Annotated in this window: 20 protein-coding genes and 1 pseudogene; 7 read left to right on the top strand and 14 right to left on the bottom strand. The window is 55.9% G+C overall.

All coding sequences use genetic code 11. The features are described 5' to 3' along the window. Window positions 1-7: 7 nt before the first annotated feature. The gene (locus FN037_RS00720; RefSeq protein WP_138358941.1) at window positions 8-1,099 is read right to left on the bottom strand and encodes a cellulase family glycosylhydrolase; all 1,092 of its coding nucleotides are present in this window, start codon (window positions 1,097-1,099) and stop codon (window positions 8-10) included. 189 nt (window positions 1,100-1,288) lie between these two features. On the opposite strand from FN037_RS00720, the gene FN037_RS00715 reads away from it, so the two are divergent. Beyond that, window positions 1,289-2,299 carry a LacI family DNA-binding transcriptional regulator gene (locus FN037_RS00715; protein ID WP_138359027.1) on the top strand — a complete coding sequence of 337 codons (1,011 nt, stop codon included), beginning with the start codon at window positions 1,289-1,291 and terminating at the stop codon, window positions 2,297-2,299. A gap of 52 nt (window positions 2,300-2,351) precedes the next feature. On the opposite strand, the gene fumA is transcribed toward FN037_RS00715, so the two are convergent. Together fumA and FN037_RS00705 are read right to left on the bottom strand one after the other, a co-directional pair. Then, a complete protein-coding gene (gene fumA / locus FN037_RS00710) occupies window positions 2,352-4,001 on the bottom strand; it encodes a class I fumarate hydratase FumA (protein WP_142501352.1) in 1,650 nt (549 codons plus the stop codon). A gap of 54 nt (window positions 4,002-4,055) precedes the next feature. Then, complete coding sequence (locus FN037_RS00705) at window positions 4,056-5,561, bottom strand: anion permease (protein WP_142501351.1); 1,506 nt, start codon at window positions 5,559-5,561, stop codon at window positions 4,056-4,058. A 626-nt stretch (window positions 5,562-6,187) separates the two neighbouring features. Between FN037_RS00705 and FN037_RS00700 the strand changes: the two genes are divergently transcribed. Together FN037_RS00700 and FN037_RS00695 are read left to right on the top strand one after the other, a co-directional pair. Beyond that, window positions 6,188-8,965 (top strand): flavocytochrome c, encoded by a 2,778-nt coding sequence (locus FN037_RS00700; protein ID WP_138362135.1) that lies wholly within the window; start codon window positions 6,188-6,190, stop codon window positions 8,963-8,965. A 70-nt stretch (window positions 8,966-9,035) separates the two neighbouring features. Beyond that, on the top strand, window positions 9,036-9,986 hold the full coding sequence (locus FN037_RS00695; protein WP_138362136.1) for an FAD:protein FMN transferase: 951 nt from the start codon (window positions 9,036-9,038) through the stop codon (window positions 9,984-9,986). Here the strand turns inward: FN037_RS00695 and dcuR are convergent. The 3 genes from dcuR to FN037_RS00680 all read right to left on the bottom strand — a co-directional run bounded on the left by dcuR (window position 9,967) and on the right by FN037_RS00680 (window position 13,378). Further along, window positions 9,967-10,686, bottom strand: a complete 720-nt coding sequence (gene dcuR / locus FN037_RS00690) for a two-component system response regulator DcuR (protein ID WP_138362137.1) — start codon at window positions 10,684-10,686, stop codon at window positions 9,967-9,969. The two genes, FN037_RS00695 and dcuR, sit on opposite strands and share 20 nt — an antisense overlap. Next, a complete protein-coding gene (locus tag FN037_RS00685; RefSeq protein ID WP_138362138.1) occupies window positions 10,683-12,296 on the bottom strand; it encodes a sensor histidine kinase in 1,614 nt (537 codons plus the stop codon). The genes dcuR and FN037_RS00685 overlap by 4 nt, the downstream gene beginning before the upstream one ends. A 194-nt stretch (window positions 12,297-12,490) precedes the next feature. Beyond that, window positions 12,491-13,378, bottom strand: coding sequence for a LysR family transcriptional regulator (locus FN037_RS00680; RefSeq protein WP_142501350.1), 888 nt, complete (start codon window positions 13,376-13,378; stop codon window positions 12,491-12,493). A gap of 210 nt (window positions 13,379-13,588) precedes the next feature. Between FN037_RS00680 and FN037_RS00675 the strand changes: the two are divergent. The 4 genes and pseudogenes from FN037_RS00675 to FN037_RS00660 all read left to right on the top strand — a co-directional run. Further along, a pseudogene (locus FN037_RS00675) lies at window positions 13,589-13,840 on the top strand (SDR family oxidoreductase); the annotation flags it as partial. Window positions 13,841-14,250: 410 nt separating this feature from the next. Continuing rightward, window positions 14,251-15,156, top strand: a complete 906-nt coding sequence (locus FN037_RS00670) for an N-acetylmuramic acid 6-phosphate etherase (protein WP_142501349.1) — start codon at window positions 14,251-14,253, stop codon at window positions 15,154-15,156. 481 nt (window positions 15,157-15,637) lie between these two features. Continuing rightward, window positions 15,638-17,248 (top strand): malate dehydrogenase (quinone), encoded by a 1,611-nt coding sequence (gene mqo, locus FN037_RS00665; RefSeq protein ID WP_409513731.1) that lies wholly within the window; start codon window positions 15,638-15,640, stop codon window positions 17,246-17,248. Between the two features lie 414 nt (window positions 17,249-17,662). Continuing rightward, a complete protein-coding gene (locus FN037_RS00660) occupies window positions 17,663-18,598 on the top strand; it encodes a LysR family transcriptional regulator (RefSeq protein ID WP_138362142.1) in 936 nt (311 codons plus the stop codon). On the opposite strand, the gene mdcH is transcribed toward FN037_RS00660, so the two are convergent. From mdcH to mdcA, 8 genes are all read right to left on the bottom strand, one after another. Beyond that, the gene (mdcH, locus tag FN037_RS00655; RefSeq protein ID WP_142501347.1) at window positions 18,579-19,481 is read right to left on the bottom strand and encodes a malonate decarboxylase subunit epsilon; all 903 of its coding nucleotides are present in this window, start codon (window positions 19,479-19,481) and stop codon (window positions 18,579-18,581) included. The genes FN037_RS00660 and mdcH overlap by 20 nt on opposite strands. After that, complete coding sequence (locus tag FN037_RS00650; protein WP_138362144.1) at window positions 19,478-20,098, bottom strand: malonate decarboxylase holo-ACP synthase; 621 nt, start codon at window positions 20,096-20,098, stop codon at window positions 19,478-19,480. Before FN037_RS00650 ends, mdcH begins: the two co-directional genes overlap by 4 nt. A gap of 2 nt (window positions 20,099-20,100) precedes the next feature. Further along, window positions 20,101-21,060, bottom strand: a complete 960-nt coding sequence (locus FN037_RS00645; protein WP_138362145.1) for an AEC family transporter — start codon at window positions 21,058-21,060, stop codon at window positions 20,101-20,103. A gap of 127 nt (window positions 21,061-21,187) precedes the next feature. Next, window positions 21,188-21,988, bottom strand: a complete 801-nt coding sequence (mdcE, locus tag FN037_RS00640) for a biotin-independent malonate decarboxylase subunit gamma (protein ID WP_142501346.1) — start codon at window positions 21,986-21,988, stop codon at window positions 21,188-21,190. Then, the gene (locus FN037_RS00635) at window positions 21,988-22,821 is read right to left on the bottom strand and encodes a biotin-independent malonate decarboxylase subunit beta (RefSeq protein ID WP_142501345.1); all 834 of its coding nucleotides are present in this window, start codon (window positions 22,819-22,821) and stop codon (window positions 21,988-21,990) included. Before FN037_RS00635 ends, mdcE begins: the two co-directional genes overlap by 1 nt. Next, window positions 22,814-23,113: a malonate decarboxylase acyl carrier protein gene (gene mdcC, locus FN037_RS00630; protein ID WP_142501344.1), complete on the bottom strand. Its 300-nt coding sequence runs from the start codon at window positions 23,111-23,113 to the stop codon at window positions 22,814-22,816. The genes FN037_RS00635 and mdcC overlap by 8 nt, the downstream gene beginning before the upstream one ends. A 17-nt stretch (window positions 23,114-23,130) precedes the next feature. Next, window positions 23,131-23,973 carry a triphosphoribosyl-dephospho-CoA synthase gene (locus FN037_RS00625; RefSeq protein ID WP_138362149.1) on the bottom strand — a complete coding sequence of 281 codons (843 nt, stop codon included), beginning with the start codon at window positions 23,971-23,973 and terminating at the stop codon, window positions 23,131-23,133. Next, window positions 23,973-25,628 carry a malonate decarboxylase subunit alpha gene (mdcA, locus tag FN037_RS00620; RefSeq protein ID WP_138362150.1) on the bottom strand — a complete coding sequence of 552 codons (1,656 nt, stop codon included), beginning with the start codon at window positions 25,626-25,628 and terminating at the stop codon, window positions 23,973-23,975. Before mdcA ends, FN037_RS00625 begins: the two co-directional genes overlap by 1 nt. Between the last annotated feature and the right edge of the window lie 216 nt (window positions 25,629-25,844).

The following is a 25,844-nucleotide window of genomic DNA, read 5'->3' as shown; positions in this document are numbered from 1 at the left end:
ATTGTTTTTATGCTTTATCTGAAGACAGGCCGATCCGGCTCAGTTTATGCACCAGCGCCATTTCGGCTTTGGAAAACGGAATGCCGTTTTCGTCAAATACATCGTGGAACCACAGACGGCAGTAATCCGCCGAGTTTTTCATCACCACAGGCCACGGTAGCCAGGTCTGGGTTTTGCCGCGTACGAGTCCCCACTGGTAGGGGGCAACTTTGGCGGCGAACATCAGGGGGAGCTGTTCCTCTATCAGACTGCCAACATGACGTGCCAGCCATTCGGTGCAGAATAGCGGCCGCCCGAGTTGCTGTAGCTGGTGAATAATGGCGACCATCCGGGCAGTATTGGTGTAGGCGTGGAAGCTGATCACATCGGAGAGCGCCAGCGCCGTCTGGTCTAACGGGTGCTGATAGAAAACTTCATTTTCCATTTCTTCAGCTAATTTCCATACGCAGACGGTAAGCGGCTGCGTCGGATCCTCTTCCCGTACCCAACGAAATGCTTCCTGCATGAGCTGCAGGGCGTAATGCTCCAGTTTTTCGTCGTACAGTATTTCGACGGTGCCGGTTGAAAAAATGCCGCGATTGCCCGGTTCGTTATACAGATCCCAGAGCAGCACGCGACGGTCGTCGCGAAACCGGCGCACAATATCACGTAAATAGCGTTCGACTTCCGGCCAGGCGTTACGGTTACAGACGATTTCTCGTCCCGGGCTGGCGGCCGCCTGGCTGTTGTGTTTCCCGGGGACCGGCGCTTTTTGCGGCCCAAGATAGGGTTCATCGCCGGAGAATCCACAGTCGTCCATCAGCGTCAGCATTGTACGAAAGCCGTGTTTATCGGCCAGAGCCAGAAACTGGTCGATACGGGCAATCAATCCATCACGATCATGCTGCCAGACAATAAACGGCAGATTGATGCGCAGGGTGTTATAGCCGACGTTTGCCGCCCATCCGAGCTCACGGTCGATGGTCTGCGTATCGAAAGTGTCTGCCTGCCAGATATCGGTCCAGTTCACCGCCGTTGACGGAAGATAGTTAAAGCCGCATAGCCATCCCTGCTGCGCATACCACGATTGTGCTTCGTCTTGTGTCCACTGCTTTTTCATTGTTGCCTCAGTAGTTGATAATAATTAGCTAATAAATATTAGTTGGTGTAGTAATGAGCAAATCGCGAAATGAAAAAATGCGAAAATGGTCACAATACTGGCGGCATCAAGGTGAAGAAACGTGAGCGAGAGCGCAACTGAGGCAAACTGCGGTTATGATGTTGATTCCATGGGCAAAGGGAAGGGATGATGAAGCGTAAAACGAAAGTGACGATGAACGATATTGCCAGAACCGCAGGCGTTTCTCAGGCCACGGTATCGTTGGTGCTCAATCAGTCACGCAATATTAAACTCAGCGAAGAGACGCGCCAGAGGGTGATCGAAGTGGCGACGGCGCTGGGGTATGCCCGCTTGCCTGCGATCCACTCTCCGCGTAATCAAGAAGAGATCGCGCTGCTGATCGGATCATTGCAAAGCTATGATCCGTTTATTGATGCCATTAGCCAGGCTCGCGAAGCGGCATGGCGCAATGAAATCCTGTTGACGGTATATGAATATGGTGATGATGCGGAGCTGGCGCTCAACATAATCCGCCAACTGGAGAAACGTAACTGTGTGGGGATTATCCTGGCTTCGCCGGTGACCGCCGTTAGCGATATGTCTCAGTTTCGCGATTGTACTGAACTGCCTTTGGTGCTGCTTAACCAGCGGGACCCCGACTCGCCGTTGCTGCCGTCTTTTGTGCCGGATGATTACGCCAACGCCTTCCAGATGACACGCCACCTGATTCATCAGGGCGCACGGCGCGTGGCGCATATTACCGGTGAAGCATGGATGGATGCCACAAAGCAGCGTCTGGCAGGATGGCGTGCGGCGCTGGAGCAGGCGGAAATTACCGTATTGAATGAATGGGTTTGCGAAACTAACTGGCAGTTCAGTGAATCTTATCAGGCGACGCTAAAGCTGTTGGCGCTGGAAACACCACCTGATGCTATTTTTTGCGCCAGTGACTGGCTGACGATTGGCTGCTATCAGGCGCTGGCGAAGCAGGGCATAGTAATTCCCGACGATATTCTGGTGGCGGGTTACGACGATCAAAAAATTTCCGAACAGTTGACACCGCCATTAACCAGTATCCAGTTACCTTACAGCGAACTGGGGCGGCTTGCCGTGGAGTATTTGTGTAACGAAGAGGATGCGGCCACCCACGTAACGCTTGCCGGGCGGTTGAAAACGCGGAAATCGAGTTTGCGGGAATAGGGGATAAAGCAGGCCGCCATGTGGCGGCCCTGAGCGTCAGGCTAACCTGACGCTAACGTTGTGAACAACCTGCGCACTGCTTATTCTGGATCTGCTGGAAGAAGTCGTTACCTTTATCGTCTACCAGAATAAAGGCCGGGAAATTTTCCACTTCGATTTTCCAGATGGCTTCCATTCCCAGTTCCGGGTACGCCACGCACGCCAGGCTCTTAATGCTCTGCTGCGCCAGCACCGCTGCCGGGCCGCCGATGCTGCCGAGATAGAAACCGCCGTGTTTATGGCAGGCGTCAGTCACCTGCTGGCTGCGGTTGCCTTTGGCCAGCATCACCATGCTTGCACCGTGCGCCTGAAGCAGGTCCACATAGGAATCCATGCGCCCGGCGGTGGTCGGACCGAGCGAGCCGGAAGCATAACCCTCCGGCGTTTTTGCCGGGCCCGCGTAGTAGATGGGATGGTCTTTTACGTACTGCGGTAACGCTTCACCGTTATCAATCAGCTCTTTCAGCTTCGCGTGGGCGATATCCCGCGCCACGATAATCGTCCCGCTCAGCGACAGACGCGTCGACACCGGATGGGCGGAAAGCTGGGCCAGAATCTTGCTCATTGGCTGATTGAGATTGATGCTCACCACTTCGCCTTCACCCTGCTGGCGAAGATGTTCGGGAATATACTGGCCCGGATTGCTCTCCAGCTTCTCAATCCAGATCCCCTCACGGTTGATTTTCGCCTTAATATTGCGGTCCGCCGAGCAGGAAACCCCCATGCCCACCGGGCAGGAGGCCCCGTGGCGCGGCAGACGGATGACGCGAATATCGTGCGCGAAATATTTGCCGCCGAACTGTGCGCCGAGGCCGAGATTCTGCGCCTCAAGCAACAGTTCCTGCTCCAGCTGCACATCGCGGAATGCCTGGCCGTGCTCGTTGCCTTCCGTCGGCAGCCCGTCATAATAGTGGGTGGACGCCAGTTTGACCGTTTTCAGGGTCGCTTCCGCCGAGGTGCCGCCAATCACAAAAGCGATATGGTACGGCGGGCAGGCGGCGGTACCCAGCGTGCGCATCTTCTCTACGAGGTAGTTTTTCAGCTTTGCCGGGGTAATCAGCGCCTTCGTTTCCTGATAGAGGTAGGTCTTGTTGGCCGAGCCGCCGCCTTTGGCGATGCACAGAAACCTGTACTCGTCGCCATCAACGCTGTAGAGGTCAATTTGCGCCGGCAGGTTGGTGCCGGTATTGACCTCTTTATACATATCCAGCGGCGCGTTCTGCGAATAGCGCAGGTTGTCCTCGGTATAGGTGTTATAAACCCCCTGCGCCAGGGCGGCCTCATCGCCGCCGCCGGTCCATACGCGCTGGCCTTTCTTGCCCATAATAATCGCGGTGCCGGTATCCTGGCAGGTCGGCAGCACGCCTTTAGCGGCGATATCCGAGTTGCGCAGGAACTGCAGGGCCACGTATTTATCGTTTTCGCTGGCTTGCGGGTCGTTAAGGATATCGGCAACCTGCTGCTGATGAGCGGGACGAAGCATAAAGGAGGCGTCGTGGAAAGCGTGTTGTGCCAGTAGCGTTAGCGCCTGAGGTTCAACTTTCAGAATCTCCTGGCCTGCAAATTCGGCGACGGAGACGTAATCACTGCTGAGAAGATAATACTCGGTATCGTCCTTTTTCAGTGGAAAAGGATCCTGATATACAAATGGTTTAGTTGACATTGCTATGCTCCCTAAGAGTAAAACCGCCGGGAGTTAGATCCCGGCGGTTATGAATCAGAACATCATGGACATCCACGGATAGCCAATCAGCAGCAGGGCGGCCAGGAAGATCGCGCCGAAGATAGTGCCAAGACGCCAGTAGTCTTTGGTCGGCAGATAGCCGCTGCCATAGTAGATTGGGCTGGGGCCGGTACCGTACGGCGTGATAATCCCCATCACGCCGAGCGAGGTCACCATCAGCAGAACGAATACCTGCATGTTCATGCCCGGAATCGTCGCGGCGATGGTCAGCATCGCGGGCAGCAGGGCGGTAGTGTGCGCGGTGGTGCTGGCAAACAAGTAGTGCAGCAGATAGAACGCCAGCAGCAGTACGACAGTCGCCACGCCGGGGGAGATACCGTTCATCAACGCGCCGCCTTCTTTACCCAGCCAGGCGATAAAGCCGGTGGAGGAGAGGCCGTCGGCCAGCGCCACAAGGGTGGCGAACCAGGCAAAGGTGTTCCATGCCGCTTTGTTGCTGGTGATATCGCTCCAGGAGAGTACGCCGGTCCACAGCATCAGCACGATAACCAGCAGAGCGGCCAGCGCCGGTTCAATCCACTGGGCGGCAAAGATCCACATCATCAGCGCACAGCAGACAAAGACCAGCAGCAGAATTTCATTACGCGACAGGCGACCGAGTTTTTCCAGCTCGCGGGCGGCCCACAGCGGCACTTCATCGTTGATTTTCACTTCCGGCGGATAGAACCAGTAGGCCAGCAGCGGCATGACCAGGATCAGCAGAATACCCAGCGGCAGGAAGGCGATAAACCAGGTGCCCCAGGAGATATTAATGCCGACGATGCTTTTTACCAGCGCCAGCGCCAGCAGGTTCGGCGCCAGCGCGGAGAGGAACATGGAACTGGTGATACAGGCGGCGGTGATCGCCACCCACATCAGGTAAGAGCCAATGCGGCGCGCGCTCGGGTCGTTGGGTTTAGAGCCGTACAGCGGCGGCAGGTTAGCGATAATCGGGTAGATGGTGCCGCCGCTGCGCGCGGTGTTGGACGGTGTAAACGGCGCCAGCAGCAGGTCGGCGAAAGTGATGGCGTAGCCCAGCGTCAGGCTGCGGCGGCCAAGATATTTCACCAGAATCAGCGCCAGGCGGCGACCGAACTGGGTTTTATCGTAGCCTGCGGCAAACATAAAAGCGCCGAAAATAAGCCATACGGTGGAGTTACCGAAGCCGCTCACCGCCCATTTAAAGGAGGCGCTGGCCAGTTTGAAGTTCGGCGCGGCCACCTGTTCCGGGCTGAACAGCAGCCACTGGCTGCACAGGGCAATCACCACCACCCCGGTGAGTCCAATAACCGCGCCAGGCAGCGGTTCGAAGATCAGGCCGACGATAACGCCGACAAAAATTGCAAAATAGTGCCAGGCATAAGGAGGCAGGCCATCAGGCACCGGGATAAACAGCAGGAGGACGGCGACGATAATGGGCATTGCCATCATCAGCAGACGTTTATAAGCAGCATTGGTGGCTGCACCGGCAGGCGGTATGGTTGTCTTTTTCTCTTTCATAATGCGTATCTGCAAGTAGTTAAAAATAGATTCTGGTTACCGGGAAAACGACCAATTTCTTTAGTTGCAAAACTTTCTTTAATTATTAATTGTTGGTTTTGGTCATTACGGTGATAGCTATTTAGCGCTGTTTAATTGAGCGATAAATTAAAATTCATGGTTATTTATATATTGCGCCTTCATGCTACATTGCAATTGATTGAGATCAAGAAAAACGGATTATTGGTTACTTTTTTATTATTTATAATAACCCTATATGATGATGTGGTTATTTTGTATAAAATATAGTTAGATGTTAAATAATAAAACAGATAAAAATTGAACTTCATTATAACACATTGATAATTATGTGTTTTATTGCTTATTTGTTTTCTGCCGCTATTAACAAAAGTTTCTGTTTTGTTATCATTCCTTGCAATCGTGTGAATGAATTATTTTTTATTAATAATACAATCGAGGTATTGGTGTTATTGCTGGTATTAAATAGTTTTTTAACTAATGTAATTGCTTTAGTAACTAAAAATGGCGCTATATTATGAGCATGACTTAAGGGATTACCAAATAAAAATAAAAACGATTCCGTCACCCAATTTTGAATTTTTAATATTTAAATCTGGAGCGTCATTATGACCAGTAACCAACGAATTCTGCATCCTTTTACTTTACCGAACGGCACTGAACTTAAAAACCGCCTGTTAATGGCGCCGATGACGACCTGTACTGGTTATTTTGATGGTACCGTCACCAGCGAACTGGTGGAGTACTATCGTGCGCGTGCCGGAAGCATCGGCGCCATTATTGTTGAATGCTGCTTTGTTGATGATTTCGGTCTGGCATTTCCAGGCGCCATCGGTATTGATAATGATGAAAAGGTGGCCGGTCTGGCAAAAATCGCCGCTGCCATTAAAGCGGAAGGATCAAAAGCGATTCTGCAGATTTATCACGGTGGCCGGATGGTTGACCCGCAGCTTATCGGCGGACGCCAGCCCGTGGCGCCCAGCGCGATTGCCGCGCCGCGTGAGGGCGCAGCGACGCCGCGCGCGCTGAGCGCTGAAGAAGTGGAAGGCATGATCGCTAAGTTCGGCGAAGGCGTGCGCCGCGCGATCCAGGCCGGTTTCGACGGCGTAGAAATTCATGGCGCGAACACCTACCTGATCCAGCAGTTCTACTCGCCAAATTCCAACCAGCGCGACGATGAATGGGGCGGCAGCCGCGACAACCGCGCCAGATTCCCGCTGGCGGTGCTGGATATTACCCATAAAATGGTCCGTCAATACGCTGACGACGCCTTTATCATCGGCTATCGCTTCTCGCCGGAAGAGATGGAAGTCCCTGGCATTCGCTTCGACGACACCATGTATCTGCTGGAAAAGCTGGCTGCTCGCGGCGTGGATTATCTGCACTTTTCGGTTGGCGCAACTCTGCGTCCGTCGATTGTTGACACCAGCGATCCGACACCGCTGATTGAAAAGTATTGCGCCATGCGCTCGGAAACGCTGGCTCAGGTGCCGGTGATGGGGGTGGGCGGCGTGGTTAACGCCGCCGATGCGGAACAGGGGCTGGATCACGGCTACGATCTGATGGCGGTAGGGCGTGCCTGTATCGCTTATCCTGACTGGGCGGCGCGAATTGCCGCCGGCGAAGAGCTGGAGCTGTTTATCGACAGTACCCGGCGAGAAGCGCTGACCATTCCGGAACCGCTGTGGCGTTTTTCGCTGGTAGAGGCGATGATCCGCGATATGAGCATGGGCGACGCGAAATTCAAACCAGGGGTGTTCGTTGAAACCGTTCAGGACGATGTCAATGAACTGGTTATTAATGTCAGTCTGGAAAACGATCGCATTGCCGATATCGAACTGGCTGCCAGCCCGCGACAGACCGTCGAGTTCACCACCAGTTTTGAAGAGATCCGCGAGCGTATTCTGACCGCCAATACGCCGCACGTTGATGCCATTTCCGGCGCGACCAGCCAGAGCGAAGCGGTGAAAAAAGCCGTCTCCAAAGCGATGCTGAAATCGAGTAAAGCGTTGGCCGCTGAAGAGGGCGAAGGCGTGGTAACGCCGAAAAGCTACGATGTTGTGGTCGTCGGTAGCGGCGGGGCCGGGCTGGCGGCGGCTATTCAGGCGCACGATGAAGGGGCCAGCGTGCTGATCGTCGAGAAAATGCCGACCATCGGCGGCAACACCATTAAGGCCTCAGCCGGGATGAACGCGGCGGAGACCCGCTTCCAGCGCGTGAAAGGTATTAAAGACAGCAAAGAACTGTTTTACCAGGAAACGCTGAAGGGCGGTAAAAACAAAAACAACCCGCAACTGCTGCGCTGCTTTGTGGAGAATGCGCCGGAAGCCATCGAATGGCTGGCACGGCGCGGCATTATGCTTAACGATATCACCACCACTGGCGGCATGAGCATTGACCGTACCCACCGTCCGCGCGACGGATCGGCGGTTGGCGGCTATCTGATCAGCGGCCTGCTGCGCAATATCACTAAACGCGGTATTGATGTTCTGCTGGACACTTCGGTGGAAGAGATCCTGATGACCGACGGTGCGGTGAACGGCGTGCGCCTGATCAACGATGAACAGGAAACGGTGTCGGTTCAGACGAAGAGTATTGTCGTCGCCACCGGTGGTTTCAGCGCCAACAGCGCGATGGTGGTGAAATACCGCCCGGATCTGGCGGGCTTTGTGACCACCAACCACAAAGGCGCCACTGGCGGTGGGATTGCGCTGTTAGAGCGCATCGGCGCGGGCACGGTGGATATGGGGGAAATCCAGATTCACCCGACGGTGGAGCAGCAAACCTCGTACCTGATTTCCGAATCAATTCGCGGCGGCGGGGCGATTCTGGTGAACCAGCAGGGCAACCGTTTCTTCAACGAGATGGAGACCCGCGATAAAGTTTCAGCGTCGATTATCGCGCTGCCGGAAAACTTTGCGTACATCGTGTTCGACGAGCACGTCAGGGCGAAAAACAGAGCCGCCGATGAATATATCGCCAAAGGCTTTGTTACCAGCGCCAGCTCGCCCCGCGAACTGGCAGAGAAACTGGGGATGGATTATCACGCTTTCCTTGCTACCCTGGAACGCTACAATGGCTTTGTTGAAAAACAGCATGATGATGATTTTGGTCGCACTACCGCACTGCGGGCGCCGATTAATGAAGGCCCGTACCACGCGATTCGCATCGCACCGGGGGTTCACCACACCATGGGCGGCGTGACCATCAACAGCGAAACTGCGGTGCTGAACGATGAGCATCAGCCGATCCCAGGGGCGTATGCGGCAGGCGAAGTGGTTGGCGGCATTCACGGCGGTAACCGCATCGGCGGTAACGCGGTGGCGGATATTATTATCTTCGGCACTCTCGCGGGCCATCATGCGGCGAAATGTGCCAGAGGGTAATGTGTAAAGCGACACCGGCCGGGCAGGCAAATATGCGGCCCGGCTTATTACCTCTCTCAGGGAGTGTATTATGTCCGACAACCGCATCTACAGTTATTCCGCTGTTCTGATGGGATCTCCCATTCTGCTTAAGCTCTATGTTCATGATGAAGCCCTCGCGTCACGCGTCTTTCAGTTGATTAAAGGCTATGAAGATCTGCTTACCGTTAACCGCGCCCGGTCGCAGGTGATGGATATTAACCATGCTGCCGGGCGTCACCCCGTCACCGTAAGTCGGCCGGTCTATACGCTGATTAAATGCGCTAAAGCCGCCAGCATGGTGCGGGACAGTGCGTTCAATCTGGCGATAGGCCCGCTGGTGAAACTGTGGCGTATTGGTTTTCAGGGCCATCGTGTGCCTGCGGCGCAGGATATCGCCGCCCGACTGGCGTTAACGCGCCCGCAGGATGTGATCCTTGATGATGCTGCCGGCAGCGTTTATCTCGCACAGGCGGGAATGGAGATCGATCTTGGGGCCATCGCCAAAGGCTATATCGCCGATCGGGTGCGGGATTATTTGCAACAGCAGCGGGTGAGTGACGCGCTGATTAACCTCGGTGGTAACGTGCATACCCTTGGGAGATGGTCGATAGGGCTGAAAAAACCCTTCTCAACAACGGATGCGCTGATTGGCAGTATTGCGGTGACGGGGCAGTCGGTGGTGACATCAGGGATTTATGAGCGCTATTTTGAGCAGGATGGTCAACGCTGGCACCATATTCTCGACCCGCGTAGCGGCTATCCGCTGGATAACGAACTGGAAAGCGTGACGATTATTGCCACAAACTCTCTCGATGGCGATATCTGGACTACCCTGATTTACGGTCTTGGGGTGGAGAAAGGCTGCGCGGCCCTGCGTCAGCGTGAGGATATCGACGCGATTTTCGTCACTAAAAATCGCGACGTTATCCTCTCTTCACAGCGCGGTTTCCGCTTCCAGTTGCTGGATGATGGCTACCGGCTTATTGACTGTACTGCTTAAGCAGGCCGTACTGCTCGGCGATCAGATGATAGCGGTACACCGGGCGACCGGTGGCGCCATAGTGAATGTTGGTATACAGAATATTAATTTGTGCCAGCCAAATCAGGTATTTACGGCACGATACGCGGGAGATGTTCACCGCCGCCGCCAGTTCGTCGGTGGAAAATTCAACGTCCGGGTGAGCATCGATCCACTGGCACAGGGTGCGCAATGTCTGAGCGGTCAGGCCTTTTGGTAGTTTGCGCGCATCGGTGGCTTCCGCGACGCCGCCGTGCAGCAGTCGGTCAACATCCGCTTGCTCATAGTAAGGCTGGCCAATCATCAGTTTACGTTTTTCCCGCCAGGCGGTCAGCGCTTCTTCAAAGCGCGGGAACTGGAAAGGTTTGATCAGATAGTCGACCACACCATAGTGCATTGATGCCTGCACCGTTGCGGCGTCCGCGGCGGAAGTAATCATAATGACATCGATGGCGCGCCCGGAAGCGCGGATCGTGGGCAGCAGATCCAGACCGCTATCCTGCTGCATATAGACGTCGAGCAGCACCAGGTCTATCTCCAGCGTCTTGTCGTTAATCATCTCCCTGGCTTTACTCAGCGTAGATGCCGTGGCGATACAGCGAAAACCACTGACTCGCGCCACGTAGAGGCGGTTCAGTTCGGCGACCATGGCATCATCGTCAACAATTAATACATTTATCACGCACTGTTCCTTTTACTGTCCCAGGGAAGGTGAACAAAAAATTGAGTAAAAACGCCGGGTTCGGATTCGACAGCCAGCGATCCGCCCAGATCGTGAAGCTGCTGACTGGCAAGAAATAGCCCGACGCCGCGATTCTCGCCCTTGGTGGAGAAGCCTTTATTAAAGATATCTTCGATGAACGCTTCCGGGATCCCGGGGCCATCATCGCTGACCTCGCCGCTTAGCCAGCCATTCTGATAGTGCAGCAGCAGGCTGATTTCACCTTCGGCCTGGCCGTTCATGGCATCCAGCGCATTCTCGATCAAATTACCCAGTACGGTGACCAGCACGGTCACCTGTTTTTCATTCGGGCAGTCTGGTACCAGACTTTCGTCGGCGAGGGTCAGGGTAAACCCGCACTCTTTCGCGCGTTGAATTTTGCCAATTAAAAAACCGGCGACCACCGGTGACTTAATACGGTGCTGGATTTCACCAATATCCGCCTGATAAGTATGGGCGGTTTGCAGTACGTACTCTTCCAGCTTGTCGTAACGTTTCATATTCAGCAGGCCAAGAATCACGTGCAGTTTATTCATAAACTCATGTGAAGTGGTACGCAGCGCATCCACATAGTTTACCATCCCGTCCAGCCGTTGCAGTAGCTGGCTGACTTCGGTCTTATCACGGAAGGTGCTAATCGCACCGACCACATCATTCTGGCTGCGGACGGGAACCGTGTTGCTGAGCAGTAAAAAACCGTTACATCCCAGTTCCCGATCGTAAATAGGCTGTCCGGTTTGCAGAACTGCCTGCAGGTCCGCCAGCAGAGGCGTCTGAGAGATATCATTATCGGGGCCGCTAAACAGAATATTCCGTGCGGCAGGGTTAATCAGCGTCACCTGGCCGTCAGCATCCACCGCCACCACGCCCTCTTTTAGCGAATGCAGCATCGCCTGGCGCTGCTGGAACTGCGTTGAGATCTCTTGCGGCTCAAGCCCCAGCAGAACGCGTTTCAGGCCGCGGACCAGGCACCAGGTCCCCATCGCGCAAACCAGCGCGCTGAACAGCACGGTTAAAATCACATCCCAACGGCTGGCGGCGATTTGCTGGTCTACTTTGCTCAGTGAAATACCAATCGCCACCACGCCGATTTGCCGGTGGTTATCGTCAAAGACCGGCGTGAATACCCGCAACGCCGGGGCAAGGACACCGTGGTTGACGGCGACGTTTTCTCGGCCTTTCAGCGTTGGCAGGATATCATCGCCGATAAAGGGGTGACCGATCATCTGGCTATCGGGATGCGAATAGCGGATGCCGTCCATATTGGTGACCACGGCAAACAGCAGGCCATTGCGTCTGGCGGCGGCCAGCGCCAGTGGCTGAATGATGCCGCTGTCCGGCGACCGCGTCAGGCCGCGCTTTACTTCCGGCGTGTCAGCCAGCGTCCGCGCCACCGCAAGCGCCGTATCTTTTACACCGTCGCGGGTGGCATCGCCAATCTGCATAAACCACAGGATATAGACCAGGATCAGCACTGAACCGATCACGCTGCCAATCATTAAGGTGACGGCGGTACTCAGCTTCATACTCATTGAGCGTTTGCGTGCCGTCTGCTGTGCCAGTTCACTCATACCAACCCCATGGCAAAACGTATAGATGCGTATTATCGCTGAACGGGGGGCTTTCATAAAGCTGTGTAAAAAAACGAAATAAGATGGATGACAAAACTGTTTTACCTGTTGTCCTCGTTCTTTACCGGCCAGGCGGCGTCAAGGAAACCTGAGTTCGACAACCCGCGGATAATTCTCTCCGCTGCGTTTTTATCTCAGGTTCTCAGCAGAGAGTCGACAAATGCCCGCAGTGGTGTCGCCATGTGTTTTCGACTGGGGTAGTAGAGATAAAAGCCGGGGAAAGCAGGCGTCCATGTTTTGAGTAACTGAACGAGTTGACCTGTTTCCAGCCAGGGATCAACCTGATGGGCGAACTGATATGCGATGCCCACGCCCGCGAGCGCTAATGGCGTAAGCATGGCTGGTTCATCCACGATGATTGGCCCATTGACCGCAATCTCGCAGCGTTCGTCATGGCGCTGAAACTCCCATCGATAAACGCTGCCGTCGCTTGGTCGTCGATAAGTCAGGCAGGGGTGCTGCAACAAATCCTGTGGTTTGCGGGGAGGCGTCGCCTGCGCCAGATAGTGCGGTGATGCCACGACTTTCATCTCAAGATCGCCGCTTAGCCTGACGGCAATCATATCCTGATGAAGCTTCTCGCCCAGACGAATTCCCGCATCAAACCCTGACGACACGATATCAATCAGAGCATCATCGGTAATGATATCCAGCGTAATGCTAGGGTAGCGTTGCATAAAATCGCCCAGCATCGGGGCCAGATAATGAATAGCGGCGACGCGTGATACATTGAGCCGCAAACGCCCTGCGGGGGCGTGAGTCGTTTGTGCCTCGGTAACCGCGTCTTCCAGCGCAGTCAGTGCGGGGCCCAGCTGTTGCATCATACGTATCCCGGCCTCGCTGGGCGCGACGCTGCGCGTGGTGCGGTGCAGTAAACGCACGCCGATACGCGCTTCGAGCCGACGAATGGTTGCGCTTAATGTGGAGGTCGTAACACCAAGATGCGCGGCAGCACGGGTGAAACTGCCTTGCTCAACCACCATGGCAAAGGCGCGTAATTCAGCAAAATCACTTCCACGCATTATATCTATTTTCCCAAACAGTTCTGTTGATAATAGTAATATTATCAAATAGTCCTTCGCTGGTTACCATCTTGATGGATTTCATTAATTGACCACCAATGATCATCAGGGTAACGAGAATGGCAAGATTTACTGCAAAAAACATTCTTATCACTGGCGCGACAAGCGGTATTGGGCTTGCCGGGGCAAAGATCATTGACCGCGAGGGCGGCGTCCGCGCTGGGCGCGAAAAATATTCGGGTTAACACGTTAGTTCCGGGACCGATTGATACCGATTTTCGCCATTTTATGCGTGAAGATGTTCGTCGCGAATTTGAAGCATCGGTGGTCAGTCGTCTGGCGCTTATCCGTCAGGGGACGGCGGTTGAAGCCGCGGAAGTGGCGCTTTTTCTTTTATCCGATGCCGCGTCATATGTCAGCGGAAGCCAGTACTTTGTTGATGGCGGCCTGACGCTGCGCTAATGATGCTATTGCATCTGAGGCTGATGACAAACCTGATTTAGATATTGTGCTCACATTTCTGCCGGGTGGCGGCTATCGCCTTACCTGGCATATAAAACCAATAATATCATTATGTTATGGGTTTTTCGTAGGCCCACGCAAGCGAAGCGCCGCCGGGCAATTCCGGAAAAACGCACTTTGTCAGCAATCTGTGATGCTATTGCATCTTATCTCAATGCCATTGCCACTGGCTGGAAAACAGACAATCGACAGATGGAAAATTTCATCGGCGATAAAACTGTGACTACCGTGGAATTAAGCATGTCAGGAATGCTTTACACTTCCATTTATAACCATGGTTAATGAAAGGGTTTGCCCCAGGTTCTCACTTTCGCCCCTGTAAGTTGTTTCTGTGTTAAATGGAGGTTTTTATGAGCAGTAAGCCAACCGCTTCAATGATGGAACGACGCCACCCTGAAACCACCCATATTGATACGCTTGCCACACTCGATATGCTGGCGATGCTGGATAAGGATAATAAGCAGATTGTCGACGCTGTTGCGGCCTGTTTGCCGGAGATTGCCCGTCTGATTGATAACGCCACGGCGGCGTTGAGCCGGGGAGGGCGACTGGTTATTGTCGGGGCTGGCGCATCCGGGCGTGCCGCCGTGCAAACGGTAAATGAATTTGCGCCTGAGGGAAAACATGCTCTGGTTGCGCTGATCGCCGGAGGCGCGGCAGCCGCGCTCCAGGAGATGGAAACCGCCGCGAATAATTACGATCTTGGCGCCTTTGAGCTACAGGCCATACAGTTCAGCAACCAGGATATGCTGCTGGCGCTGACGGTAAGCGGCAAAACTCCGTGGGTGTGGGGAGCGATGCGTCACGCCTGGTCGCTCGGCGCGCCCATTGCGGTTGTGACGCAGGAAGCCGACAGTGAAGCCGCACAACTGGCGGATATCATTATTGCCCCGCAAACCGGGCCAGAGGCGGTAGCGGGTTTTGGTAATCCGAAAGCGCAAATCGCGCAGCGGCAGATCCTCAATATGCTGACCACCGGGCTGGCGATTCGCGAGGGGCGAGTCTACGAAAACCTGCGTGTCGATCTCCAGGCCAGTACACCGCGCTGGGCCGAGCGCCAGATTGCTATTGTGATGGCGGCAACGGCCTGTTCGCGCAGCGAAGCGAAAGCGGCGCTGACCAGTTGCAATCAGCACTGCCGGACGGCGATATTGATGATCATCAGCGGGCTTGATGCCTGGCAGGCGCGTGAACTGCTGGCAGAGAATAACGGTCATTTGCGCATTGCGCTGCGTGCGATGCAGCCGGTCGCGTAAACTCAGTCATCGGGCGTGTATTTTCGCGATACACGCCGAATGAATGAAAATAATCTTTTTCAGGGGGATATTATATCCACACGGTTGGTCTGTGCTTAGAGCCTATCCCATTAGGGCTATTTTGCTTGTCATTTTGAACCTGGGCAGTGCTCAGAATCCTCACGTACTAGGTGTACGCTCCGGTTCTTCCGCGCTGGCCGTGTTCAATCTGTCTGCGCCAATAACGCCTGGTGGGATAGGCTCTTATTCCGTTATTGTCTGGCCGCCCGCGAATTCCCCTGTCCCGTAATTTTTGTCATTATTTTACTTTTTTAAGTTAAAAAACCAGAATAATAATCATGACTGCGAGTGAATGTGTAAATGGCATTTTAAAATAAAGTAAAACTGCGTTAATATGCACATCCTTATTACACTTGTGCTATGTGATATTTTTATTATGCCTGCAATTAAAAAAACGATTATATCGATGACCGCATTAGCGATGCTGGTTAGCCCGATCGCTTTCGCCAATGACAATACCTCAAATAAAACCGATTTCCTGTTGATTGGCGGCGGCATTATGAGCGCGTCGCTGGGGACCTGGCTGCAAGAATTACAGCCGGAGTGGAAACAGGTGATGGTCGAAAAACTCGATGGCGTGGCGCTGGAGTCCTCGAACGGCTGGAATAATGCCGGTACCGGGCACTCCGCCAATATGGAACTGAACTATACGCCGCAACGCCCGGATGGGTCTATTGATATCAGCAAGGCGCTGAATATTAACGAACAGTTTATGATCTCCCGCCAGTTCTGGACGGCGCAGGTCAAACGCGGCATTTTGCACGATCCGCACTCGTTTATTAACTCCACCCCACATATGAGTTTTGTCTGGGGCGATAATGTGGATTATCTGCAAAAACGTTATGCCGCATTGCAACAAACCACTCTATTCCAGGGAATGAAATTTTCCACCGATCACGCGCAAATAAAACAGTGGGCGCCGCTGGTGATGGAAGGCCGCGATCCGCAGCAAAGCGTGGCGGCGACATGGACGCCGGTTGGTACCGACGTTAACTATGGGGAAATAACCCGTCAGTTAATCGGTAGTCTGGAAAAAAATAATAACTTCACGCTGCAAACTTCTTCCGAAGTCACCGATTTTAAACGTAATGCGGATAATTCCTGGCATGTGACGGTCAAAAACGTTAATAGCGGCGAAGAGCAGGCGATCGATGCAAAATACGTATTTATCGGCGCGGGCGGCGGGGCGCTGAAATTACTGCAAAAAACCGGCATCCCGGAAGCGGATAATTATGCCGGTTTCCCGGTTGGCGGCTCCTTCCTGATGACTGAAAACCCGGCAGTGACCAACGAGCACCGACAGAAAGTGTACGGTCAGGCCTCGGTTGGCGCGCCACCGATGTCGGTACCGCATCTTGATGCCCGTTTCATTGACGGTAAGCGGGTGGTGCTGTTTGGGCCATTTGCCACCTTCTCAACGAAGTTCCTTAAAAATGGCTCGTTCTTTGACCTGCTGAGCACAACCACCACCAGTAACGTGCTACCGATGACACAGGTTGGTCTGGATAACTTTGATCTGGTGAAATATCTTATTAGCCAGGTCATGCTGAGCGACGACGACCGTTTTGCGGCGCTGAAAGCGTATTATCCGGACGCGCGCAAAGAGGACTGGAAGTTGATTCAGGCCGGACAGCGTGTACAGATCATCAAAAAAGATGCGGAGAAGGGTGGCGTCCTGAAACTGGGCACCGAAGTGGTGGTCGATCAGCAGAAAACGCTCTCCGCACTGCTGGGGGCATCACCAGGGGCTTCCACCGCCGCGCCGATCGCCCTGAATGTGCTTAAGCAAATGTTCCCGGAGCAGTTTAATTCACCGCAATGGCAAAGCCGCATTCGCGATATCGTGCCGAGCTACGGCCAGACGCTGAACGGCAATGTCGCGCTCACTCAGCAGGTCTGGGATGATACGGCGGCGGCGCTGCAGTTAACCAAACCGCCGGTGATTGAGATGAACGCGACCGCGCCGGTTATGACCGCCAAACCGGCAGCGCCGCAGGCGGAAACGTCACCGCAGCACGATATGGCGCTGTAAGTCCGTTTCGTTGAAATGCCCGGTGGCGTCTTACCGGGCCTACGGGATGGGTGTTGCAGGTCTGGCAAGGCGCCAGCCTCCGCCCGACAGCAATGCGAGCGTCATAGCCAAACGGTTGTTCGCCAGCCTCAGACCCCGCAAGTCGGGGTTTTTCTTTGCCCGCTTCGCTATGGATTAATTTGCGCTATCCGGCATCGGTCGTGAATGAATAAATCCTGCTCATTGCCGCAATCCTTTTACCCGGGATTATCTCCTCGCGACTGCCAGCCGGGCGAAACCGCTAAATTGCAATAAGTTATGTCTCTGCAGGCATATCCCGGTTCCGGCTAATTTTTTAATCGTCCATTGTGGTTATACTGTATTGAAATCACACATAAAAAAGATACTGAAGACGGAAACGTGGAGCGCAGGGCAATGAAAGACGATATTAACCAGGAGATCACTTTCCGCAAACTGTCGGTATTTATGGTGTTTATGGCGAAGGGCAATATCGCCAGAACCGCAGAGGCCATGCAACTGAGCGGCGTCAGCGTTCACCGGGCGTTGCATACCCTGGAAGAGGGCGTTGGCTGCCCGCTGTTTAGCCATAAAGGGCGCAATCTGCTGCCGCTCCCGGCGGCATGGACGCTGCTGGAGTACTGCCAGGATGTGATAAATCTGATGAACCGCGGGCTGGAAGCGACACGTAAAGTCGCTGGTATCGGGCAGGGGCGACTGCGCATCGGCACGCTTTACTCACTGACTCTGGAAACCGTACCGCGCATTATCATGGGCATGAAGCTACGGCGTCCTGCGCTGGAATTAGATCTCACAATGGGGTCGAATCAGATGCTGCTGGATATGCTGGAAGATGACGCGCTGGATGCGATTCTGATTGCCACCAACGAAGGCGAGTACAGCCAGGCGGATTTTGATGTGGTCCCGCTGTTTGAGGATGATATTTTCCTCGCAGCCCCGGCGACGGAGCATCTGAATACCGCCGGGCCTGCTGAATTGCGCGATTATGCCGACCGTAAATTTGTTTCGCTGGCAGAAGGGTTCGCAACCTATGCGGGTTTTCAGGAGGCGTTTCAGGTAGCCGGATTTGAACCTGAAATCGTCACCCGGGTTAACGATATCTTTTCGATGATTAGCCTGGTGCAGGCGGGCGTGGGGTTTGCGCTGCTGCCAGGGCGAATGAAAAAAGTCTATGAAAATGACGTGCAGTTGTTAAAGCTGGCTGAGTGTTATCAGATGCGCCAGTCGATCTCGATTGTCTATTCACATCATCGCGAGCGTGACGCCGATCTGCTGGCGCTGGCGGCTGAAGGGAGAATGTATGCCCGCAGCCTCAGTCACTCAGCCGGGTAACCCGGTGACGCGCAACGCTGACGCCATTGTGCTCCAGCGAAATACACTCTCCTTGCCAGCCTGCCTGGCGGGTGAGGCCGGTCAGCACGCCGCCCGGCGGCATCTCGATCGCCAGACGCGCCTCCCGTTCATCAGCGGCAACCATCGCGTCCTGCCAGCGCACGGTTCGCGCCATATTTAGCGCCAGATCGTCAGCAATCTTTAACGGATCCCATAAAACGCGCGCCGTGGAGCCGCTTAAATACGCGCAGCGCGGTCGTCGGAGCGAGACGTCAGCGAAGGCCTTCGCCAGCGCTGACGCCGGTTTATCCAGTAGCGCGCAGTGTGAAGGGACGCTGACCGCCAGGCGCTGCGCTTTGGTTGCGCCCGCTTTCAGCGCCAGTTGGGCGACTCGCGCCATCTCTTCGTCGCGTCCGGCAATCACAACCTGCGTTTCGGCATTCAGATTGGCGATATAGAGTTCGCTGGCAGCGATCAGTTTTTCTATGCGATCGACAGGCAGCCCCATAATAGCGGTGAGCCCGTAGCCGTGCGGCCAGGCCTGCTCCATTAAATCGCCGCGTAGCGCCACCAGCCGCAGGGCATCGGCGAAATCCAGCGCGTCGGCAATGACCGCCGCAGGGAAAGCGCCTATCGACAGGCCGCAGACTATATCCGGGTGCACACCTTCACGCTGAAGTTCTCGCGCCCAGGCGACGCCCGTAATCAGCAGGCAGAGCTGCACCGCGCGGGTGTGTTTTAATGCGGCGGCGCTATCCAGATGATCGACTTCCTCGCCGAGCACGGCCCGCGTGACGGTGAGAATATTCTGGCGATCGGGGATCGTGGCGAGCATACCCGGTCGCTGGCTTCCCTGACCGGGAAAGGTAAAGAGAATTTTCATACATCCTCCCTGGCCCATGGCGCAGTGGTCAGATATGCGCCGCGGGACGTTTTCAGCAGCGCTCGCCCCTCGCGCAGCCATTCATTGAGCGCGAAAGCCCCTTCAGGCGTTTCGACCTGAGTATCTACCCGGCAGGGGAGTTGCGCGACGCAGGATTGCCACGTGAGCAGTTCCGCGCGGGCGACGGGGAGCGGCGCGCGGATCAGCAGATCAAGATCGCTGGTCGCGTGTATAACGGGGATTTCGGTAGCCAGGGCATAGCCGGTACTGCCGGTAATGCCCCAGCACCACGGCCAGTGATGCCGAGTCAGGGTAACAGCCGCCTGTACCGGCGGCTGGGAGACAAATGGTGAACGCAGAAGCCGTTGCCGTTCGGCGAGCATTTCCGGACTGACAATGCGGATGATATTTTCTTCCTGTACCCAGCCGGCGGCACGCTGATCGCGTTTCATGCCCCTTACCCCCACAGGAATACGGGCGTTGGCGTCAACGTCGCGTCGCACCACCACCGGCAGGCTGATACGCCAGTGCTGTGCAACCCACAGTTCCTCAATTGCTTCCAGCGCGGCGGTATGATTCAACCAGACTAAATCGTGAGGACGCGGCGTTAATGACATCGTTAGATCCCTGACGTTAAAGTGATAAACAGCGGCAGTGACAGGATACACAGAACCGAGCTTAACAGCAGCACCGCTTCCGCATCCGGCGACTGCACGCCAAAACGGTTACCGAAGACCACGCCGAAGAACCCCGCCGCAAGGGCAATCATCAGAATGGCGGTAATGGCAATAGAACCCTGCAGACCCAGTATCATCACCAGACCCCAGGCGATAAAGGGTTGCACCAGCAGTTTAACGATGGTGGATGTGGCGATCAGCGTGTTGAGCTGCAGTTTACGTGCTGACAGAATCACCCCGGTCAGGAACAGCGCTGCGGCGGTGGCCGCCAGCCCCAGTGGTTTAATGGATGCCAGCAGGAGGTCCGGCATTTTGATTCCAATGGCGGAAAGCACCACGCCCAACAGCGGCCCCCAGACAATCGGTTTTTTCACCGAACGCCACATCAGCACCGGCAGCATTGCCAGCGTCGAACCGCTGTTTTCTCCTGCGGCGCATGCTTTTTCGCGTTCCAGGATCAGCAGGCAGAAGGGCGTCATCAGTACCGAACCGCAGGCGATGGAGACGGCGACCGAAAGCGATGTTGACGCGCCTTCGCCAAGTACGCTACCCAGAATGGGCAGACCAAGGGCAGCGTAGTTAGGCAACGCTACGGTAAGGGTCAGTACGGCAGCGTCCTGCGGCGTACGTTTAAAGACGCGGGTGGCAAGAAAATAGATAACCGCGTAGGTGATCCACATGGCCCCGGTGAGCACCAGGATCAGCGGCGATTGGGCGACAATACCGCGCCACGGCGTTTGCACTGTGGCGCTGAACAGTGCGGCGGGTAGGGCGAAATCCATCACGAAGATGTTGAGTAGCGAGACGTTTTTGTTGTCAACCATTTTGGCCTTACCGGCCCAGAAGCCCAGCAGCATGATGACAAAAATCGGCGCGAGGGCATGAATAATCACATAAGTCATAAATCACCTGTAGAGAGAATAAGGTACTGGCGCGATTGTTATATTTTCTAAAAGCAGCCTCTTTCTGAGGCACTCACCGAGTGCCTCAGACGACCGCTTCCGGCAGGTTTTTCTATTTATGAACTGACTACCAGCTGGCGCGCATACGATCGCGTACCTGTCGGGAACACCGGCGGTTCTCCGCGCCAAGTCGGCACTTCAGAGAGGCATCCTGACGCGCGTCAGCGATGGCGTCGCGCAGGGTGGCGGTGACCAGCGTCAGATCGCTGGCGGCCGGGGCATCCGGGTTACTGATGTCAAGCAGTGCGGAGAGCAGGCCAAGCGTCGCGTAGTTGCTGACGTCATAGGCCATTGGCGGGATGGTCGCCGCCAGTTTCTCCAGCGCGTCAACGGTACGCAGGGTGATGCGCGCAGCCGAGGCTTTGCCCATCGCGTGGACCTGTACGCCGCGATCGTTGAAGGCAATCAGACGGTTGGCCTGGTAACCGTGGGCCAGAAAAGCGCCGGACATGGCTTTGCCGACGATCAGGCCAATCACCGGATGCCCGGCAAGGCGTGCCTTTGCATACGCGCCTGCGGCACCGGCCAGCGCCTGATGAATTCCGAAGGCTTCTTCGCGGCGACCATAGGCCTGACTTGGCACATCAATAATTGCAATAATCGGGCGTTTCACCGCGTTATCCCTGTCAGCGTCAATGGTCTCATTGACCACTTTCGCCAGCGTCCAGCCTTCAAGCAGGCCGACTTCGCCTTTAGCGGCGCGCGGATAGTGGTTGTCAGCATCCGGCACCACGGCGATAAAACGCACGGTTTCGCCGTTCAAATCGGCGTCGGCAACCTGTACCGATGGGCACAGGCCGGCCATAAGCGGGGTATCCGACGCCAGCTGGTTTAGCCACAGCGCGGCACGGTTAGTGAACTGACGCATTATTTTTCCTCCCGGGCGAATAGCTGTTTGATCTGTGCGGCGTCTGCCTGCTGGCGGGTATCGAAGCGGGTCAGACGGCTCAGGAAATCATCATATTTGTCGCTGCGATGTTGGGCCGGTACGCCTTTGGCAATTGCCTCGTTCATGGCCGTTTTCACCGCATTGACGCCGTCAGCCACCAGGGCATCCACCAGGCCGCTGGCATAGCGAATTTCACCGCCGGTCATGCTCCAGATAAATGGCCGGTCGCGGGAGTCGTACTCTTCAATCCCGGCCTCCTGTTCGATAACCTGTGGCCCGTTGAGACCGAGGCGGGCTTCGCGGGTGACGATCAGGTAGCTGCACAGCGCCGCGGCGATGGACATGCCGCCGAAGCAGCCGACGGTGCCGGCGACAATACCGACCACCGGGGTATAGCGACGCAGGTCGACAATCGCGGCATGAATATCGGCGATGGCGGCAAGCCCCAGATTGGCTTCCTGCAGGCGCACGCCGCCGGTTTCCAGACACAGTACCGCCAGGGTGGGAATGCCGTTGCGGTTATCTTCCGCCGCCAGTTCAAGGGCGGCGGCCATTTTGGCGCCGGAAACTTCGCCCATGCTCCCGCCCTGAAAGGTTCCCTCGATGGCGACAACGACCGCCGGTCGGCCGTTAATGGTGCCTTTTGCCACCACCATGCCGTCGTCGGACTGCGGGACGATACCCTGCGCGCCAAGCCATGGCGACATAATGCCTTCGAACGGGTCCAGCAGTTCGCGATAGCTGCCGTCATCCAGCAGAGTACGGGCGCGTTCGCGGGCGCGCAGTTCAATGAAACTGCAATCGTTACGCATAAGTCACCTCCTCAAAAACCTGTTCAATACGGATCCGTGCGACGCCGGGGGTGGCGCCAAAGTCGTGGATGACCAGTTGTCCGCCGGGCAGGCCGTTAATCAGGTTCAGCCGTTCGAACAATGCGTGCCAGCGGGCCTGGCTGTTATCCACGGAGGTGGTGATCTCGACGTCGAGCGTATCGCTCTCTCCGGCGGTATAGAGCACTTCCATATCGCCAGAGCCTACAACGCCTGCCAGCGCTTTGCCGCTGAGGGCGCGGTTGGCAGGAAGTGAAAATTTAATCTGTTCCATAACATCCTCTGAATGCGTTAGGCGGAAACCCGATCGAGAAACAGGGTGGCGGCAAGGAGATCGGCCGCGCCACCCGGTGAGGCGTTCTGCGCCAGCATCTGCGCATCAAGACGCGCCAGCGCGGCCCGACCCGACGCCGTCGCACATCCTCCGGCGGCCAGCACTTCGCCCGCGCCGTACCGCATGGCTTCAAGGCCCGCCATTCCGGCGCGGGAGAGCACGCAGGTATCGCTAAGCGAAGTCATAATCGCCATCAGCGCGTCAAGCCGGGCCTGCGGCTCACTGGCCCCCTGAGCACGGCTGCGCAATAACTGCGGCAGCGCCAGGGTGGTGATGTGCGGAAACGCGCGCTGTGCTTCTTCCCGCGCGCCGGGTACCTGCCAGCGGCGGCTGGCGCGCAGACCCTTACTGAAGGTTTTTGGCGCGCAGACGTCCGGCAAACGGGCGAGGGCGGCGGCGGTTTCCGCAATCCTCTGTGCATGAGCGTCTCCCCCCAGCATGGCCGTGGCGCTGACCAGCAGACCGAGCGCCCAGATCGCGCCCCGATGGGTATTTACCCCCGACGTTACCTGCATCATTCGGGCTTCACCTTCGCGCCCCAGGCGACCAATCGTCTCGCGCAGGGCGACATCGGCCGGACGCAGCCAGCTTTGTTGGGCCAGGGCGTGAAACGTTGGTTTCAGACTACGGGCCGAGCGTTCCATCAGCGCCAGATTCAGATCCTGATGGGCACCGCTGCCGCGCCGATCGACCAGACCGGGTTTCGGACTCAGGCGGGCTTCGGCGACCAGACAGGCGCTGGCGGTATGCGCCAGCCAGCGGGTCCGCGATTCGGCGAATTGGGGAGAGAGTTTTTTCATTACCAGCTCCGGAATTTTGCCGGTGGGTTGTAAAGGCCGTCAGACCACTCCACCAGGTCGGCCACGCTACCGGCCGCGAGTAGCGAGCGGGTGGCGTCACTGCGACGAATCGCGATATCTTCCGGATAGACGACTTTGCCGCTACGGCGCAGCCCGGCCACGCGTCTGGCGTCGACCCCGAGGCCGATATCGGTGATACCCGCGACGGCCGCAACCATTGCCCGGCGCTCTTCAAGGCTTTCCGCGCGATAGAGATAGGCAATGCCTTCCTCGGTCAGAACGTGGGTGACGTCATCGCCGTAAATCATTACCGGCGCCAGCGGCATTCCGGCGCTTCTGGCGACGTCAACGGCGTCGAGTTTTTCCACGAAGGTGGGTTTGACGCCCGCCTGGAAGGTTTCCACCATCTGTACGACCAGCTTTTTACCCCGCTGCATCGGGTCCGGTTCGGTGATCATGTTTAACCATGCCGGCGTGGCGTGGCGGCGGCCGTGCGGGTCGTGGCCCATATTCGGCGCGCCGCCGAAGCCGGAGAGGCGCCCGCGAGTCACGGTTGATGAATTGGCGTAGCCATCAATTTGCAGCGTGGAACCGATAAACATATCTACCGCGTACTGGCCCGCCAACTGGCAGAAGGCGCGGTTGGAGCGCATGGAGCCATCGGCGCCGGTGAAGAAGATATCCGGCCGCGCGCGAATATACTCTTCCATGCCCAGTTCGCCGCCGAAGCAGTGCACGCTTTCTACCCAACCGCTTTCGATGGCCGGGATAAGGGTGGGATGCGGATTCAGCGTCCAGTGTTTACAGATTTTACCCTTCAGACCGAGCTGTTCGCCGTAGGTAGGCAGCAGCAGTTCGATAGCGGCGGTGTTAAAGCCGATACCGTGGTTCAGCGACTGCACCTGATGTTCGGCATAGATACCTTTAATCGCCATCATCGCCATCAGGATATGTTCTTGCTTGATCAGGCGCGGGTCGCGGGTAAACAACGGTTCGATAAAGAACGGTTTATCGGCGACAACGACGTAATCAATCCACGAGCCGGGAATGTCCACCCGCGGCAGGTCGCATTCGTCATCCACCAGTTCATTAACCTGCGCAATGACGATACCGTCATGGAAAGCGGCGGCTTCAACCAGCGCGGGGGTATCTTCGGTGCTCGGCCCGGTGTAAAGATTGCCTTTGCGATCGGCTTTATAACCGGCGATCAGCGCCACGTTTGGCGACAGGTCGACATACAGACGCGAGTAGAGTTCGATGTAGGTGTGGATCGCGCCGATTTCCAGTAAGCCATCTTCCAGCAGTTGTGAAATCCGCAGACTCTGGGTACCGGAGAAGGAGAAATCGAGCTTACGGGCGATACCTTTTTCAAAGAGATCCAGGTGCTCGCTGCGCCCGACGCTTGGCATAATCATATGCAGGTCATGGATTTTTTGCGGGTTGACTTCCGCCAGCATCCGGGAGAGGAAATCCGCTTGTTTCTGGTTGTTGCCTTCCAGCACCACCCGATCCCCGGGGGCCAGCAGATGTTCCAGTACGGCAACCAGCCGATCGCCGGGGATCACCTTGCCTGAGATCCCGGCCTCGGTCAGTCGCCGCTGTTTTTCCGTACGGCGGCGGTTCCAGACTCGCCCCGTCGTTTGTTCGGCATTCATTATTAACCTCCTGATTCGACAAATCGTTTTGATTGCCTGCTGTGGAAGTTAGTGTGCGTCCCGGCGCGGCACGCATCAATTAAGGCTCGCAGCAAATTATTAGCCTGAGAGTAATAATTAGCAGGCGAAAGATGTGAGGGAGATCAATAATGAGGGAGAAGCGTTGCTCTACGGGCCGGGCGGCCCGTAGAGAGAAAATGGAGAGGGAATTTTTGC

The sequence above is a fragment of the Klebsiella sp. 2680 genome, assembly GCF_900198535.1.
GTDB lineage: Bacteria > Pseudomonadota > Gammaproteobacteria > Enterobacterales > Enterobacteriaceae > Klebsiella > Klebsiella indica.
The sequence above is the reverse complement of the archived record's forward strand: the minus strand, read 5'-3'. Positions and strand labels throughout refer to the sequence as shown.